Annotated in this window: 9 protein-coding genes; 4 read left to right on the top strand and 5 right to left on the bottom strand. The window is 63.9% G+C overall.

What is annotated here, in order from left to right; translation table 11 throughout:
* Nucleotides 1-125: 125 nt before the first annotated feature.
* Together ACPZMI_RS06825 and ACPZMI_RS06820 are read right to left on the bottom strand one after the other, a co-directional pair.
* The gene (locus ACPZMI_RS06825; RefSeq protein ID WP_186665338.1) at nt 126-1019 is read right to left on the bottom strand and encodes an Ig-like domain-containing protein; all 894 of its coding nucleotides are present in this window, start codon (nt 1017-1019) and stop codon (nt 126-128) included.
* On the bottom strand, nt 1016-5101 hold the full coding sequence (locus ACPZMI_RS06820; RefSeq protein ID WP_426351923.1) for an RCC1 domain-containing protein: 4086 nt from the start codon (nt 5099-5101) through the stop codon (nt 1016-1018). Before ACPZMI_RS06820 ends, ACPZMI_RS06825 begins: the two co-directional genes overlap by 4 nt.
* A gap of 296 nt (nt 5102-5397) precedes the next feature.
* On the opposite strand from ACPZMI_RS06820, the gene ACPZMI_RS06815 reads away from it, so the two are divergent.
* The 4 genes from ACPZMI_RS06815 (at nt 5398) to ACPZMI_RS06800 (ending at nt 12901) form a co-directional block, all read left to right on the top strand.
* Nucleotides 5398-9282 (top strand): dermonecrotic toxin domain-containing protein, encoded by a 3885-nt coding sequence (locus tag ACPZMI_RS06815; RefSeq protein WP_426351922.1) that lies wholly within the window; start codon nt 5398-5400, stop codon nt 9280-9282.
* A gap of 152 nt (nt 9283-9434) precedes the next feature.
* Complete coding sequence (locus ACPZMI_RS06810) at nt 9435-11054, top strand: NADP-dependent glyceraldehyde-3-phosphate dehydrogenase (RefSeq protein WP_186721779.1); 1620 nt, start codon at nt 9435-9437, stop codon at nt 11052-11054.
* A gap of 100 nt (nt 11055-11154) precedes the next feature.
* Nucleotides 11155-11622 (top strand): VOC family protein, encoded by a 468-nt coding sequence (locus ACPZMI_RS06805; protein ID WP_186665343.1) that lies wholly within the window; start codon nt 11155-11157, stop codon nt 11620-11622.
* A 91-nt stretch (nt 11623-11713) separates the two neighbouring features.
* Entirely contained in the window at nt 11714-12901 is a 1188-nt protein-coding gene (locus tag ACPZMI_RS06800) for a hypothetical protein (RefSeq protein WP_186665344.1), read from the top strand.
* On the opposite strand, the gene yiaY is transcribed toward ACPZMI_RS06800, so the two are convergent.
* The 3 genes from yiaY to ACPZMI_RS06785 all read right to left on the bottom strand — a co-directional run bounded on the left by yiaY (nt 12898) and on the right by ACPZMI_RS06785 (nt 16375).
* Nucleotides 12898-14046, bottom strand: a complete 1149-nt coding sequence (yiaY, locus tag ACPZMI_RS06795; protein ID WP_186711831.1) for an L-threonine dehydrogenase — start codon at nt 14044-14046, stop codon at nt 12898-12900. The genes ACPZMI_RS06800 and yiaY overlap by 4 nt on opposite strands.
* Nucleotides 14047-14181: 135 nt before the next feature.
* Nucleotides 14182-15744, bottom strand: a complete 1563-nt coding sequence (ilvA, locus tag ACPZMI_RS06790; protein ID WP_426351921.1) for a threonine ammonia-lyase, biosynthetic — start codon at nt 15742-15744, stop codon at nt 14182-14184.
* Between the two features lie 196 nt (nt 15745-15940).
* Entirely contained in the window at nt 15941-16375 is a 435-nt protein-coding gene (locus ACPZMI_RS06785; RefSeq protein ID WP_288376889.1) for a PACE efflux transporter, read from the bottom strand.
* Nucleotides 16376-16439: the final 64 nt, after the last annotated feature.

The following is a 16439-nucleotide window of genomic DNA, read 5'->3' as shown; positions in this document are numbered from 1 at the left end:
GAGTGATCAACTGACGACTTGCTCTTCCAGGCGATAGGTCACCACCCCAGGGATCGCATGATGGAACGCCTGACAGAAGTGGGCAGCGGGGTTCGCCGCCCCTCAGCGAAGCAGCACACCGCAGGTCAACCGACCCCGGCGACCTGACGCAGGGTGTTGGCGTCAGTGCTCTCGGAGGTCAGGACCTGGGTGTAGGGGTGGTAGGTCCAGGCCGTGCCGCCATCCAGTGCCGCCCCCCAGATGGGGTAGTTCGGCAGCCCCAGGTCGGCCATCTGCACGCCGTATGCACCCTGGACCTTGGTGAAGTCCGCCTGGGTCGGCAGCTGCATGCCCGCGCTCTTGCACAGGGTGTCCGCGCTTTGCCAGGTAGAGCCTTGACGCGCGAGGAACTCCAGGCCACGAATGCCCTTGACCGTCAGCACATAGCTCTGCGGTCCGCCAGGTGATTGCGCGGTGATGGTGGTCTGGCCGTTGCGCAATGCCGTGACCTGCCCTTGGTTATCCACCGTGGCCACACTCTCGTCGCTGCTGGCGTAGCTGGTCGCCCCCGGAGCGATCCGGGTGAAACGCAAAAATACCGGCAACTGGCCAGGCAGCTTGAGTTCACCGTCGAGGTACACCGGCGTGAACCGCTGTGCCGTCAGGTCCAACTCATGAGCGCCCGCGAACCCCTGGTCGATCTGGAACGTCAGCACGGGGCTATCCCCTACCGTACTGACCCGGTAGAACACCTTCACCTGAGCAGCCAGGTTATTGGTGAAGTGCTCCTTGGGAATACGCAGCGTGATGGAGCGCCCCGTAGAGCCGATGGGCAGGTTCTGGGTGAAAAGCTCAGTCCCCTGGGCCAATGCCAGCACCAGCGTGAGGGTCTTGCCGGCATGCTCCGCCCCCACTGCCATGACCACCGGGGCACCGTTACTCGGCACCTGGGCTGGATCGAGCTTGCCATTGATCACATTCGCCATGGTGGGTACGGCAAGGCTATTCTGCGCTGCTTGTGCTTCTGTCATATCGTTCATCGTGTGCTCTCCGACAAACTGGCGCTGTCGAGCGCCAAGCGGCTCATCCCGTTCCGCTCGTTGACTGCGGCGTTGACCGCACTCGGGTCAGGGCGGCCCGCCAGCAGTCGCCCAGCAATGACCGGTTGGGCTGCCGAGCTGTCACCACCACCTGGGCCATTGCCCCAGGTGACCACACGCCCGTCAGTGGTCAGTGCGGTGAAACCGTGAGTGTTGGCATACACCGCCTGCACATGGGTCAACTGCGCAACCACGGCACTTGTATCGCCACCAGAGTCTGCACTGCCCCAGGCCACCACCGTGCCGTTGCGGCGCAAGGCGGCGAAACTCCAGGCGCTGCCCGTCACTTGAACGATATCTGACAGTTGCGCGATGGGCGCAGGCACCGTACCGCCATAGGCGGTATTGCCCCACGCCACCACATGGCCGTTGCGACGCCGTGCGCAGAACGCATGAAAGGTGCTGGTGACCTCGACGATATCGCTGAGCGCGGCGATTTCTGCAGGGACTGTTCCGCCATGGCTGGTCGGCCCCCAGGCCACTACTTGCCCAGCGGTGGTCAGGGCGCTGAAGGCTTTACCCGTGGCGCCTTCCAGGGTTTCGATGTCGTTACGTGCCGCAATAGGCGCCGGTATCGTTCCGCCATAGGTGGCGTCACCCCAGGCCACCAAGCGCTTGTTGGCCCGCCGGGCGCCAAAGGCCCCCCAGTTGCCCTTGACAATCTGGATGTCGCTCAGCGCAGCGATATCTGCAGGTAGGGTACCCCCACGCTGTACATCGCCCCAGGCGACCAATCGCCCATTCGCCCGTTGTGCAGCGAAGGCATAGCCAGCGCCGAACACCGCCGTGATATCAGTTAGCGCGAGGATGTCCGGCGGCACCGTTGCGCCATTGTCGGCAGTGCCCCACGCAGTCAGTCGGCCGTTGTTGCTTCCCGGCGTTACCTGGAGGCGGCCAACGAACACCGTGCCGTTGCTGCGAACCTCGAGGAATGGCTGTCCTATGTCTTCAGGTCGCAGGGTCCCGCCTTCGGCGGTATCGCCCCAGCAGGCTACGGAGCCGCTCTGCAGACGTGCTGCGTAAGCGCTACGGGTACCACTGACCTCGACCACATCATCATAGGTGATAAGTGTCGGAGACACATTGGCGCCATAGGCCGCGCTCCCCCAGCCATAGAGGCTGAACAGGCCAGGGGTGGGGTTGTCGAGCATCACCGCAAAAGCTGCCTGACCCTTGCCCAGTGCATCTTTACCGTTGCCGACGACATTGGCCGGGTTGAGCCACACCGCATCGGTGGTGCTGCGCACCCGCAGGGGCCGCTGGGGTTGGCGGTCGAGCCAGGTGTAACCTGCCGTCCAGGCCACATCGCCAGCGTATTGCCATTCCACGAGAATGGGCTGGTCGGTGGTCGAGTTGTAGGCACTGATAATCCGTGGCGAGCCCGAGGCGAGGGAGGAACTGGCGCCATAACGGGCACCGAAGATACGGATGGGCCCCGCACCGATCACCCGGCTCACGGAGTAGGTATTGGACGGTGAACTCTCCGGCGGGCCGCCAGCGGCGCGATCGATTCTGTATTCAAGGGCGATAGTCGCTCCACTGCTGGCGTTGATCACGGCATAGGGCACCGGTACGCGCAATGCCTGATTGTTACCACCGGTCGGCACAGGGACCGGAATCGTCGTGCTGCCGCCTGGCGCCGGGCTGACGATCTCGACCGTCACCACATCACGCTCACGCAATTGCGCCACCGCCTCGACGACCACCGTCGCACCACTGACCACGTCGTCCGGGTTGATATTACCCTCTATGGACTCGAGAACGGTCGGCAGTGGCAAGGCGGCGCTTTGCACGCGGATCGACAGAACCAGCGACTTGTCCTTTGCGCCACTCAATCGATAGACCGCATAGCGGACATTGACGTTTCCATCGGCATTGGCGATGACGAAGGCATAGTCGATGGGCAGGTCCAGGAAACCACCATCCGCCAGCACGAAGTCGGACACCGAGGTCACCCCACCCGGCTTGTCGCCGTCCCAGAAGACCTCTACCTCATCGCCCGCCTTGAGATCGGCGCTGGCCGGCACCCGCACCGTCGCACCGCCGGTGACAACGCCAGGGTTGAGAATGCCGTCCTGGGCCTCCACGACCTCCGGCGCGAGCAAATCAACCTTCTCGCCGGCACCTACCTGCAACTCCAGGTACTCGGAATAGCGGTCCGGTTGTCCAGCCTCGGTGATCCGATACCCCACCAGCACCGCGCCGCCATCATTCGCCCGCAGTTGGGCGGGGCTGACCTCGAAGATGGTCTCCTGCCCCGGGGTGACCGGCACATCGTCGTAGTACGGCTGCCCCACGGTGGACGTCCACTCCAGGTACATGTCCTGGTCCTGCGTCATGTTCGTGTAGGGCTGTACGATGACCTCGATACCCCGTGGGTAAGCGTCTGGGTCCAGTTTGCCGCCGGGAACAAGTGGGCGCGTCGAGGGCGCGGGCAATGCCGCACGCGCGTCACCCACCTGCAGCACTTCATGCGCGGAATCCAGCGGCGTGTCCAGATCACGCCGCTTGAGCTGGTAGCTCAGGGCGAGGCTGCCGCCGTCCAGCGGGGCCAGGTTGGCAGCGCCTTGTACATGGAACGCCAAGGCCTTGCCCGCCTGGGAGGTACTGACAGTCTTGATTTCCGTGTGCAGCAGCGGCGTACCGTTGGCACGCGTCCCCAGCCACGTCAACGTCACTCTGTCCCCCCGCACGAGGTTCACCTGCGCAGGCACCTGGACGGTGGCCTCCACCAGGGTGGGGTCCAAACTACCCCCGGTAGCCTCGAGCAGGTCAGGTTTGGCCAGGACGGGGATAACACCAGCAATACTGACGAACGCACGCTTGGAGGGGGTATCGTCAGTGCCACGAGTGTTGACGAATGATGCAACGCCACGCCCGCCGCCCAGGGCGAACAGCTTGTCATTGGGAATGCTGAACACCAGCGTGCGTCCAACCCGACTTACAGTCTGAGACGGTGGGGTGAATTCAAGGGTTTCGCCGTGCGTGGAGCTACCTAGCCAGGTGACGGTGATCACGTCGTCCACCTCGAAGTCCGTTCTCGGCGTGTCCACTTCGATTTCCAGGTCAGCATCACCCAACGCATCCAAGTCGATGACATCTTCAGGATCGGCGCCAGGGTCAGGGTTGAAGATGTAAGGTGCCGGCAGCAGCCCGACACCGACTTCCGTCTTCAGCGTGCTGCGCTCAGACCAGTCGCTGGACGGGTTGTTCACCTCGTCGGTCACCCGGTAGGTCAGGACCAGGGCATCACTGTCGCCTGCGGCCCGAATGGTCGCTTCCGGCACAGTAATCACCACGGGTTTCCCCACCTCTGCCGGCTGCACATCGTGGAGTACGAACTCCCCGCCCCAACTCAGGCGGATCTGGTCGTACTCACGCATGTTCGGGTACACCTCGATCTCCACCTCGACACCGGCTTTCGCTTCGTCCTCACCGATGACGCCAGAGGGCGGGACTTTGGCTTTCGGCGGTACCAGTTGCTGATGGCCTGGCTTTTCCGGCTCGGGGTCGGTTCCGCCGGGGAAAATGAGGCGGCTCAGCACGCTCAGCGGCGTGGACTTATCTTCATTACCGCCCCCGGCACGGGTGACCTTGCACCACAGGTCGAACACCCCCTCCTTCACTTTCTCCGAGGGCACGTACATCGGAAAAAGCTGATCAACCTGCTCTTGGGTTTGAAGCCTGTCGGACGCTACAGGCAGAGTGTCATCCCCCCAGAACACCTCGATCCAGTCACCAACGCGCATGTTCGAGTAGCGCTGGATGATGATCAACAACCCACGGGCATTCGTGTGCGCCATGTTGTAGTTGACGCCGACCTGGACACCTGGGGTTTTCACCGAGGTGATCTGCCCCGGGATGTAGATCCGCTCCAGCGCCGCCAGGCCGGCACCGCCCACGGAGAACATGCTCATCTCCTGCGTCGCCAGTTGCTGGTTAAAGGCCTTGATCATCTCATCGAGGGTCAGCACGACGCCGCCCTCGTCGTCTGGCTCATTGAACTGCGCGTCATTCGGCATGGCTGTCTCCCAATCCCTTGGACCCGGCATGTTTGGTCCGCTGATTGAAAAGCAGTTGCCCACATCGCACAACTGACAGAAATACCAGGTGACAGCGCCCATCAAACCTGGCCAGAACGGCCAGCGTTCGCCTTGCGCCAGGCTCAGGTTTTACCCTCACCGAGCCACCGCAAGCTCCTGAATCGCTTGTGGTTTCCTGGAAACCTTCAAACTTCATAATCAGGCCCCATCTATTTACCACCCCCCCCATCCATCGATGGCGCCTGCTGTTGCGTTCCACAACAGGAGCGACAGCCATGCCTTCAACTCTCCCCTCCACCCACCAGAACCTGATCACCCAGCGCTTGCCCGCCTGGGCATCGAGACTTGCAGAAGAGCAATGGCAAACCTTGCGTGCCAGTGCACTGCCTCAGCAGGGCCTGCCAGGGCAGCACGCCGCCTGGTTCGAAAACGCCTTGCCCGACCTGCGCGAAGCCGTACTGGCCAGCCAGACACAGTTGGCCACGGCCCAGCAAAGGCTGGCCAGGGCGCTCAAGGGCCTGCAGCAGATCGACGCGTTCGCCGAACCACTGCTCGCCGAGCGCCTGAAGGCCGAGCACGGGTTCGAGACCCCGCTGCGTACCTCGGAGCTGATCCAGGTCCATGATCTGTTCACCCATCAGGTCTACGTAAGCACCTACGAACGACGCAGCCTGCTCCAGGCAGCACTGCACAATTTTGCCGACGATGTCAGCTTCAACATCAAGAGCGCGCTGGCCCTCGAGGGCGACAGCGAAATCACCGACATTACCGTGACCGGTAGCACGACCCTTGGCGACAGCGAAACCCAGGTGCCCTACTCCCTGGCCTCTAAAGCCTTCAAGATCAAACCGCTGCCGCTTACTCCCGAGGCCTTTGCCAGCACCTGTCGCGACCTCGACCTGGGCCAGCGCTACCAAGCGCACCTGGAAGCCAGGTTCAGCGCGCCCGATGTCCGCCCCGCCGCAATCAGGCTTTACCAAAGCAACCTGCAACTGGCAGCCGACCTGGCGCGACTGCAGCATCGGATCGGCGGCAACGCACGGGATTGCATCCAGCAGTTGCTCGACGACGGATCGGCCCTGCCTTGCCAGCAACTGCAAGTGTTCGGCGTGACGTTGCACGAGGCCCTGCTGGTCGATGCGGGTGAAGCCGGTCGACTGCTGTATCTCCCGGGGCAGGAAGCCGCCGTCCGCGCCTTCGGCAGTGAGCAGGCGTTGGTCGCGCAATTGCAGACCGATCTTTGCGACCCCACCTTTCGCAGACGGTGCCTGGCGCTCATCGCCAGCGAAGATCGGCTGCAGTTCCTCGATCGGGCACGGCAAAACCTCAGCAGCGATGCGCACGCAAGCTACGATCAAGCCTGGACACTGCCTGAGGGAGCCGATCTGCACCTGGAGCGGCACGACATCGAAGGGCCGCTGTTCGAGTTCCTGTACAGCGACCATCTCGCCTGGCTCAAGGCCGAGGCACTGCTGCTCGCCGTGCCCACGGCCCAGGCCGACGAGCGGGCGCGCAAGAAGCGCCTGCAGATGTGGGAGAGCCTTGGGTTGAATGCCCTGATGACCCTCGGCTTCTTCATACCGGCCATCGGCGTGCTGATGATCGCCGTGACCGCCTGCCAATTGTTGCATGAGGTCTACGAAGGCTACGAGGCCTGGGAGGTCGGTGATCGCGACGAGGCGTTTCAGCATCTGAAAGTGGTAGGCCTGAACCTGGCGGTAATCGCCGGGCTGCATGTCGGTGGCCAGGTGGTGCGCACGCTCACCCGCACACCGCTGCTCGAGAGCCTCGACCCGATCACCCGGGCCGATGGCAGCCAACGCCTCTGGCGCCCCGACCTGACGCCCTACCGTATCCCGGCCTCCGACGCCACGCCGGACTCCTTGCAGATGGACGGCCACTGGTATCGACGACGCTTCGACGCACAGCTGCAGCGTTGGCGGCTGGTTCATCCTGGCGACCCTGACGCCTACCAGCCCCTGCTGGAGCACAATGACGAAACGGCCTGGCGCGCCGAGCACGAACAACCCCGCGACTGGCCACTGGCGACACTGGTGAGGCGGCTGGACAGCCGTCTTGAAACCTTCACCCCGGCACAGCTGGAGCTGGCTGCGCGCATCAGCGGCGTGGACGAAGCACAACTGCGCCAGGTACACCTGACCCATGCCAAGACCCCACCGCTGCTGGCCGACACCTTGGTACGCCTGCGCCTGCAACGGCAGATCGCGCAAACCTATCCGACAGCCAGCGGCGCCGAGCGTGACAGGCTGTTCGCCGAAGGCTACGAGGCCAGCGTGCCAGCCCATGCCGACGAAACACGGATGCAGCAGGACTACCCGGGACTGAGTGCGCCATTGTGCAGGCGCCTGCTCGGTTCGATGACCACGACCGAGCAGGCGGCCTGGAGCACCGGACAAGACCTTCCCGCACGCCTGGCCAACCTTGCGCGGGGCCTCGAGGATGAGCTGCCGGTTGCCCGAGGCCTGGAAGGCCTGAACCTGCCCGAGCTGGCCAGCGCCCACAGCGAACGCCTGGCGCTCAAGGCCATGACGGCGCTGAAGGGCTGGCCACAGGATGTGCGCATCGAGCTGCGCGCGGAGGATCTCCAGGGGCGTACCCTGGCCATGGCTGGCAGCCGCTACGCGACTCGCTTGCGGGTCATCATCAAGTCTGCGCAAGGTTACGCGCCTTATCTGGGCGAGCGTCCCGTTCTCGCCCCCGCCACTGCCGATCTGTGCCAGGCGGCGGCGAAGGTACTGTCGGCCAGTGAACGCGCAGCGATGGAGCTTGAGGCCGGAGCCAGCGACAGCCTGCGAGCGCGCCTGACAGCCCTGGTCGACACCGACCGCCAAGCCTGGGCCAGACAGTTGCGCCCATTCGGCGACTTCGCCTGGTTGCGCCAACAGGGCCTGCGTGGTGGAGCGCCAATGGATCCGAACCCTGCGCCAGGCGGCGAGCCTGAGCCGGCGGTCGTCCCCCCGCCACCTCCCGCACCGATCGACCGAGCGCTTTACCGCCAGGTGCAGCAGGTCTACCCCACGATGAACAATGACGGCATCAATGCCTTCTTTGCCTCGAGTCGTGAGCAAGGAGCAAGCCCGGATCAGGCCGTGGCAGCCCTGAACGCACAGTATCAATCAGTAACGTCCAACTTCGCTGCCTGGGCCGCAGGCTCACCTGCACGGACCCGGGCCATGCCGCGACTGCTGAACAGCTGGCGCGGCATGAGTCGACAATCGCTGGGCGAAGACCGGCTGTTCTCGATGGAACTGGCCGACCTCGATCTCACCAACGACGACCTCGCCAGCCTAGAGCTGCCCCACCACTTCCCACATGTCGGGATCCTCGACCTGGCCCGCAACCCGCACATCGACACCCTGCCCGCTTCGTTGCTGGAACGCTTGCCCAACCTGCAGGGGCTGACCCTGGAAGCGTGCTCGCTGCAACACATTCCGCAACTGAGCAACCCGCAAACCCTACGCTTGCTGGACCTGGAGGAAAACAACCTGACCTGGAACGAGCAGGCACAGCAAAGGCTCAACGAGATGGTCAACCTCAGGACCCTGGACCTCACCAACAACCCGCTGCAGGCAAGCCCCAACCTGGAAGCCTTGCCCCACCTGGACTCACTGATGCTCGGGAATTGCGAACTGACCGAAATACCCGCTGGGCTGGTGAACATGCGCAACCCGAACATCGTCAACCTGTCGGAAAACCGCTTCACCGAACTGCCACAGCCACAACCTCTGCCGCGTTCACTCGCTCAGGTGATGCGCCTGGAAAGCCAACACATGGGCGACGGCATGATTGCGCAGATCAATGCCTACTATGTGCGTTTCGGCGTAGACCTGATGGTCGCCGACCATGAATACGAAGCCTTGCTGTCCATGGCCAGCGAAGAGGACACCGCCGTCTGGGAGCGCCTGCCCCTTCAGTACCGCAGGGACCTGAGGCCGCTGATCGAGGACGAGCAGTTCAATGCCGCCCCCGAGGCAAACCTCGCAGAAATCTGGCGGCGCCTTTACCTGATGGATCAAGACCCGGTCCTGGGCGAGCAAGCCGTTGCCGCAGGTGCCCAACACTTGCTGGAACTGCCTTTCCCACCGGCGCCCGAAGCCGAGCTTGCCGAATCGCCGGAGCCGCCGTCACCGGAAGAGTAAACACCATGGCCACCCGTCGGCGCCTGCCGGGCGCCGGTGGGTCGTCGATGGCGAACCCTCGCGCTTGAACCAGACTGGAATATTTCCGACAGCAGGTGCATGCTCGGCTGAAGCGTTTCACCTGATCAGCTAAAAAGTGAGGTGCAGTACCCATGGACCGTCTGCTCGATTCGCTGTTTCCCACCCAAGAAGACATCCCCGAGGCCTGGCGCCTGGGCGAGCCGCTGGAGCAACGCGACTACCTGGTGGGCGGGCAGCTCAGGCGTTGGGACGGGCCGCTGGCCACCGTGCGCAGCCCGGTGTGGCTCAAGCAAGGCGATGAAGAACGCCAGGTCATCCTCGGCAGCGCACCGCTGCTCGATGCCGACACCGCCCTCACCGCCCTCGATGCCGCGGTGCAGGCCTACGACAAGGGTCGCGGCGCGTGGCCGAACATGCGTGTTGCCGAGCGTATCGAGCATGTCGAAGCCTTCCTGGCGCGCATGCGCGAACAGCGCACGGCGGTGGTCAAGCTGCTGATGTGGGAGATCGGCAAGAACCTCAAGGACTCGGAAAAGGAGTTCGACCGCACCTGCGACTACATCGTCGATACCATCAACGCCCTCAAGGACCTGGACCGCCGCTCCAGCCGCTTCGAGCTGGAACAGGGCACCCTCGGCCAGATCCGCCGCGCACCACTGGGGGTGGCGCTGTGCATGGGGCCATACAACTACCCGCTCAACGAAACCTTCACCACGCTGATCCCGGCGCTGATCATGGGCAACACGGTGGTGTTCAAGCCGGCCAAGTTCGGCGTGCTGCTGATCCGCCCGCTGCTCGAAGCCTTCCGCGACAGCTTCCCGCCGGGGGTGATCAACGTCATCTATGGCCGTGGCCGCGAGACGGTCAGCGCCCTGATGGCCAGCGGCAAGGTCGATGTGTTCGCCTTCATCGGCACGCACAAGGCCGCCAGCGACCTGAAAAAGCTCCACCCGCGCCCCCACCGCCTGCGTGCGGCGCTGGGCCTGGACGCCAAGAACCCAGGGATCGTGCTGCCCGAGGTGGACCTGGACAATGCCGTCGACGAAGCCTTGACCGGCGCCCTGTCGTTCAACGGCCAGCGTTGCACGGCATTGAAGATCCTGTTCGTGCACGAGGATGTGGTCGAGCCGTTCCTCGAGAAATTCCAGCGCAAGCTTGCTGCGCTCAAGCCTGGCATGCCCTGGGAACCCGGCGTTGCACTGACGCCGCTGCCGGAGCCGGGCAAGGTCGACTACCTCGACGGCCTGGTCGCCGATGCGCAGGCCCACGGCGCCAAGGTCATCAACCCGGGCGGCGGCCAGAGCCGGGGATCGTTCTTCTACCCCGCCCTGCTGTACCCGGTGGCACCGTCGATGCGCGTCTATCACGAAGAGCAGTTCGGCCCGCTGGTGCCGGTGGTGCCCTACCGCGACCTGCAGACGGTGATCGACTATGTGCTCGACTCCGACTACGGCCAGCAGCTGAGCCTGTTCGGCAACGATCCGCAGACCGTCGGAGCGCTGGTCGATACCTTCGCCAACCAGGTCGGGCGCATCAACCTCAACGCCCAGTGCCAGCGCGGCCCGGACACCTACCCGTTCAACGGCCGCAAGAACAGCGCAGAAGGTACGTTGTCGGTGCATGACGCGCTGCGGGTATTCTCGATCCGTACCCTGGTGGCCACCAAGTTCCAGGAGGCCAACAAGACGCTGATCAGCGAGATCATCCGCAATCGCCAGTCCAGCTTCCTGACCACCGACTACATCTTCTAGCCAGCGGGCGCTTAATCGGAAAACGGCATTTGCGCATTCGTCGAAACTGTACAAATATACAGCTTCGACGAATGACCACCTTCCAACGGAGGTATCCGCAATGCCAGCCAAACCCATCCCCGAAGGCCAGCACAGCATCACGCCCTATCTGGGTATCAAGGATGCCGCCAAGGCCATTGCCTTCTATAAACAAGCCTTCGGCGCCGTCGAGATGTTTCGCCTCGACGGTCCCGACGGCCGCGTCGGTCATGCCGAGCTGAAAATCGGCGACTCCTCGCTGATGCTCGCCGATCCCTGCGACATGGACGGTGGCCTCACCGCCAGCCAGTCGCTGCCAGGGGCGGCCATCGGCTTGCACCTGTATGTCGAGGACTGCGACAAGGTCTATGCCCAGGCCGTCGCTGCCGGCGCCACGCCACTGCGAGAGGTCCAGGACCAGTTCTACGGCGATCGCAGCGGTACCTTGAAAGACCCGTTCGGCAACCTCTGGTTCGTGTCCACCCACAAGGAAGACCTGAGCCCCGAAGAGATCCGCGCCCGCGCGGCCAAGCTGTTCGGCGGGAACTGAACGGGCGACGAGTCGCAGGCCGTGCGCTTGAAGTTGAAAGCGCCGCGGCTTTGCTTGAAGCTTGAGGCTTGTAGCTCGGAGCTGCTATTGAATGCGAATCATCGAAAAGAACGGCGCGCAGGTGCGCACCCTCACACCGGCCGAAGAAGAACTGCTGGCCGGTTTTGCCAGTGCCACGCTGGTTGGCCCGCGCTTGCTGCAAGCCAACCAGTGGCTGATGAAGGTACGCAGCGCCAACCAATGGCTGGCCTGCGACTGCCGCAAGGATGCCCTGCCGGTGCTCAATGTCAGCCTCAACGGCAACACCGGCACCTTGTTCCTGCGCAACAACCCCGACACCCCCGAGCATGCCCCCGGCTGCCCCTTCACCAAGGACGAGCGCGAAGCCATCGAGCGCAGCGAGGATGTACCGCCGCCTGCAGCCTGGCTGCCACCCGACACGCCGCTGCGTCTGCTCGGCGACTTCCGTCGCGCCAGCGCAGGTAATGGAGCAGGCGGTGAAACCGCGGAGCGCCGTGAGCAACAGCGGCTGCTGTCACTGTTGCTGACCTGGATCGAGGCCAGCGGCCTGAACGTCTACGCCACGCACCTGAAAAAAGACCTCACCGCACAGTTCGCCGAACTGCGCGGTGTCGCTGGCCGCTATCCGCTGCTCGAGCGAGTTCCGGCCAGCAACTATCTGGAAACGCGCCTGGACATGAAGCACATGATGATGCTCAAGGCGCGCCTGCGTGAATCCACCGTATTCGGCAACCACCGTCGCCACGGCCTGTTGCTGGACTGCGTCGAGCAGATCAAGGGCCGCAAGCTGTTCAACGCCCGCAGCGAGGACGGCTTCGACTTCCAGGGCCATCACCTGCTCTGGGGCGGCAGCAAGACCGGCGGCCCGCTGTTGGCCCTGGCGCTGTACTCGCCCACCACTGCCGGTAGTCATTACTACGAACTGATCCATGTCGCCAGCGTACCGGTGCTGTCACGTGTGCACTTGTTCCCGGTATACCGCGACGAGGAACGCGAGCCCCTGAAAGCCTTGGTCTCGCTGATCGACTGGATGGCGAGCAAGGGGGTGAAAGTGCTGATGCGCCGCCCGGTGATCGGTGGCGAGGTGATGGACGAGCTGGTGCTGACCTCCGACCAGGACCGCGTGCTGTCGGTGTCCCTGCTGGAAAAACCGCTCGGGCCGGAGCCCGATACGGATAATTTCAAGCGCTACGCAGACTTCAAGAGCCCGGAAACCTTTCGCAAGTATGTGGCGGGGTTCTTCATGCGTGAGCGTTAGAACGCCGCCTCGAAAATCGCCTCGATCTCGGCCTGGCTGGCACTACGCGGGTTGGTCAGCCCGCAGGCGTCCTTCAACGCATTGGCCGCCAATACCGGCACATCCTCGCGCTTGGCCCCCAGCTCTGCCAGGCCCGCCGGGATCCCTACCGCCACGGCCAGATGCTCGATCGCCGAGATCGCCGCTCCCGCGCCCTGCTCTGCCGTCAGCCCGCACACCTTCACACCCATGGCCTTGGCCACATCGCGCAGGCGCGCGGCGCTGACCTGGGCATTGAAGCGCTGCACATGCGGCAACAACACCGCGTTGCAGACCCCATGCGGCAGGTCGTAGTAGCCACCGAGCTGATGCGCCATGGCATGCACATAACCCAGCGAGGCATTGTTGAAGGCCATGCCGGCGAGGAACTGGGCGTACGCCATGTTCTCCCGGGCTTGTAAGTCCTGGCCATTGGCGACCGCCTGGCGCAGGTTGTCGTTGATCAAGGTGATGGCCTTGAGTGCACAGGCGTCGGTGATCGGGTTGGCGGCCGTGGAGACATAGGCCTCGATGGCGTGGGTCAGCGCGTCCATGCCGGTGGCGGCGGTCAGGCCCTTTGGCATGCCGACCATCAGTGCCGGGTCGTTGACCGACAGGATCGGCGTGACATTACGGTCGACGATGGCCATTTTCACGTGGCGCGATTCGTCGGTGATGATGCAGAAACGGGTCATCTCGCTGGCCGTGCCGGCCGTGGTGTTGATGGCGATCAGCGGCAGTTGCGGCTTGGCCGAACGGTCCACGCCTTCATAGTCGCGAATATGCCCGCCGTTGGTGGCGCACAGGGCGATACCCTTGGCGCAGTCATGGGGCGAGCCACCACCGAGCGAGATCACGCAATCGCAGCGTTCGCGCTGCAACAGCGCCAGGCCCGCCTCGACGTTGGCAATGCTCGGGTTGGGCTTGGCACCGTCGAAGATCGTCGAGTCGATGTCGCGCTCGGCCAGCAACCCGGCGATGCGCTGGGCGACCCCGGCCCTGGACAGGCCTTCGTCAGTCACGATCAACGCCTTGCGCAAGCCGTAGCCGGCAATCGCCGCCATGGCTTCGTCCAGGCAATCGAGGCCCATGATGTTGACGGGTGGAATGAAGAAGGTGCTGCTCATGGCCGAGATCCTCTCAGGTTGTTGTCTGTCTACCTTCGAGGATCTGCCCGAACTGCCGCACGCATGTTGATCCAGGACAAGCCGCCGTGACTGAACGGTCGACATCGCAGGCAATCCGCGATGAGCGGCACTCGCTCAGCCCAGAAACAGCCGATACGCCGGATTGTCCGTCTCGTCCCAGTAGCGATAGCCCATGGCCTGCAGCGCCTGGGGCATGAGGGCCTGTTCGTCGGCCGGCACCTCAAGCGCAGCGAACACCCGGGCCTCGGCAGCGCCATGGTTGCGGTAGTGGAACAGGCTGATGTTCCAGTTCTGGCCCAGACGCTCGAGAAAGCCCAGCAACGCGCCTGGGCGCTCAGGAAACTCGAAACGCAGCACCCGCTCGTCGGCGCCTGGCGCTGCATGGCCGCCGACGGTGTGGCGCACATGCAGCTTGGCCAGTTCGTTGTCGGTCAGGTCGAGTACCTCGTAGCCCTGTGCACGCAAGCTGTCCAGCAGGCCCTCGCGCGGGTCGTGCTGTGGATGGGTCTGAACGCCGACGAACAACCGGGCTTCCTTGCCCCGGTGGTAGCGGTAGTTGAACTCGGTTACCTGACGCTTGCCCAGGGCCTGGCAGAACGCGCGAAAACTCCCCGGCCGCTCGGGGATGGTGACCGCGATCACCGCCTCACGCTGCTCGCCGAGCTCGGCACGCTCGGCCACATGGCGCAGGCGGTCGAAATTGATGTTGGCCCCGGAGTCGATGGCGACCAGGGTCTGCCCACGAACGCCATCACGCGCCACGTACTTCTTGATCCCGGCCACGGCCAGCGCACCGGAAGGTTCGGTGATCGAGCGGGTATCGTCGTAGATATCCTTGATCGCTGCGCACAACTCATCGCTGCTGACGGTGATCACTTCATCGACGAAATGCCGGCACAACTCGAAGCAATGGGCACCGACCTGGGCCACCGCCACACCGTCGGCGAAGGTGCCGACCTGCGCCAGTACCACTCGCTCGCCAGCGGCCAGGGCGGCCTGCAGGCAGTTGGAATCCTCGGGCTCGACACCAATCACCTTGACCTGCGGACGCAGGTACTTCACGTAGGCCGCGATACCCGCGATCAGGCCACCGCCACCGACCGGGACGAAGATCGCATCCAGGGCGCCCGGGTGTTGGCGCAGGATCTCCATGGCCACGGTGCCCTGCCCGGCGATCACGTCCGGATCGTCGAACGGCGGGACGAAGGTCGCTCCCTGGCGGTCGGCCAGTTGCAGCGCATGGGCCAAGGCATGGGGGAAGCTTTCGCCATGCAGCACCACGTTGCCGCCGCGCGAGCGCACACCGGCGATCTTCAGTTCAGGGGTGGTGGTGGGCATGACGATGGTCGCCGTCATGCCCAGGTGCGAAGCAGCCAGCGCAACGCCCTGGGCATGATTGCCGGCGGAGGCGGTGATCACGCCACGCTCGCGCTGGACCTGGGACAGGCGCGACAGCCGGGTATAGGCACCGCGGATCTTGAACGAGAAGGTCGGTTGCAGGTCTTCGCGCTTGAGCAATACCTGGTTGCCGAGGCTGCTCGACAGCGCCGGGGCCGCCTGCAGCGGGGTTTCGATGGCCAGGTCGTACACGGGCGCTGCAAGAATGCGCCGCACCTGCTCCGACAGCAGTTGCTGGGGCGTGACGGGGGAACGGGGGCTGACGCTCAGATTGCTCATCGATGACTCCTGGGGGTTTGCAGATGCCCAGGAGTCGAGAAGAAAAAACCCGCCTCCAGGGCGGGTTTCGGTGCCAGTGCGCGCTAGCCCGCCAATCCGATAATGGCGGTAATAATAATCAGGCCGAAGGTGCGCACAGGCGAGTAGATATTCATGATGTAGGAACTTATCCCGCCAAACCGTAGGAAGTCAACATTCAGCAACGCGCCTGTTGCTGTGCCGACAGCGGCACGTCGAAGACCTTGTCAAAGCCCCACTGGAAGACGAAGGCATAGACGAAGAAGAACACGAACAGCGCCAGGTTGGTGAGCAACGCGCTCCACAGGCTGATATCCAGCCAGAACGCCACCAGCGGCAGCAGGATCAACACCAGGCCGCCCTCGAAACCCAGGGCGTGCAGCAGGCGTCGGAACCAGGTGCGGGTACGCTGCGCCTGGCGTGCTTCCCAGCGCTCGAACGCCCAGTTGTAGCCCATGTTCCAGCTCATGGCGATACCCGACATCAGGATCGAAAGTATCGTCGAATGGGCCATGCCGGCATCGAACATCAGCGACAGCGCAGGCGCCACGCACGCCACGGCGATGACTTCATAGAGGATGGCCTGGACGATCTTGCGGGCCTTGCCTTGCATGGGGCACTCCTTGGCGGAAACGGAAGGAGACGGTACGCCGGTTCAGGCATGGGTTCAAGCACAG

The organism is Pseudomonas wayambapalatensis (assembly GCF_049942315.1).
Lineage (GTDB): Bacteria > Pseudomonadota > Gammaproteobacteria > Pseudomonadales > Pseudomonadaceae > Aquipseudomonas > Aquipseudomonas wayambapalatensis.
Note: the sequence above shows the minus strand (reverse complement) of the source record. Positions and strands in the feature narration are given on the sequence as shown.

Bases quoted from the DNA above. Each gene is read 5' to 3' on its own strand.
- ACPZMI_RS06800 (WP_186665344.1), top strand. From the start codon at position 11,714: ATGCGAATCATCGAAAAGAACGGCGCGCAGGTGCGCACCCTCACACCG.
- ACPZMI_RS06810 (WP_186721779.1), top strand. From the start codon at position 9,435: ATGGACCGTCTGCTCGATTCGCTGTTTCCCACCCAAGAAGACATCCCC.
- ACPZMI_RS06820 (WP_426351923.1), bottom strand. From the start codon at position 5,101: ATGCCGAATGACGCGCAGTTCAATGAGCCAGACGACGAGGGCGGCGTC.
- ACPZMI_RS06825 (WP_186665338.1), bottom strand. From the start codon at position 1,019: ATGAACGATATGACAGAAGCACAAGCAGCGCAGAATAGCCTTGCCGTA.
- ACPZMI_RS06785 (WP_288376889.1), bottom strand. From the start codon at position 16,375: ATGCAAGGCAAGGCCCGCAAGATCGTCCAGGCCATCCTCTATGAAGTC.
- ACPZMI_RS06815 (WP_426351922.1), top strand. From the start codon at position 5,398: ATGCCTTCAACTCTCCCCTCCACCCACCAGAACCTGATCACCCAGCGC.
- yiaY (WP_186711831.1), bottom strand. From the start codon at position 14,046: ATGAGCAGCACCTTCTTCATTCCACCCGTCAACATCATGGGCCTCGAT.
- ACPZMI_RS06805 (WP_186665343.1), top strand. From the start codon at position 11,155: ATGCCAGCCAAACCCATCCCCGAAGGCCAGCACAGCATCACGCCCTAT.
- ilvA (WP_426351921.1), bottom strand. From the start codon at position 15,744: ATGAGCAATCTGAGCGTCAGCCCCCGTTCCCCCGTCACGCCCCAGCAA.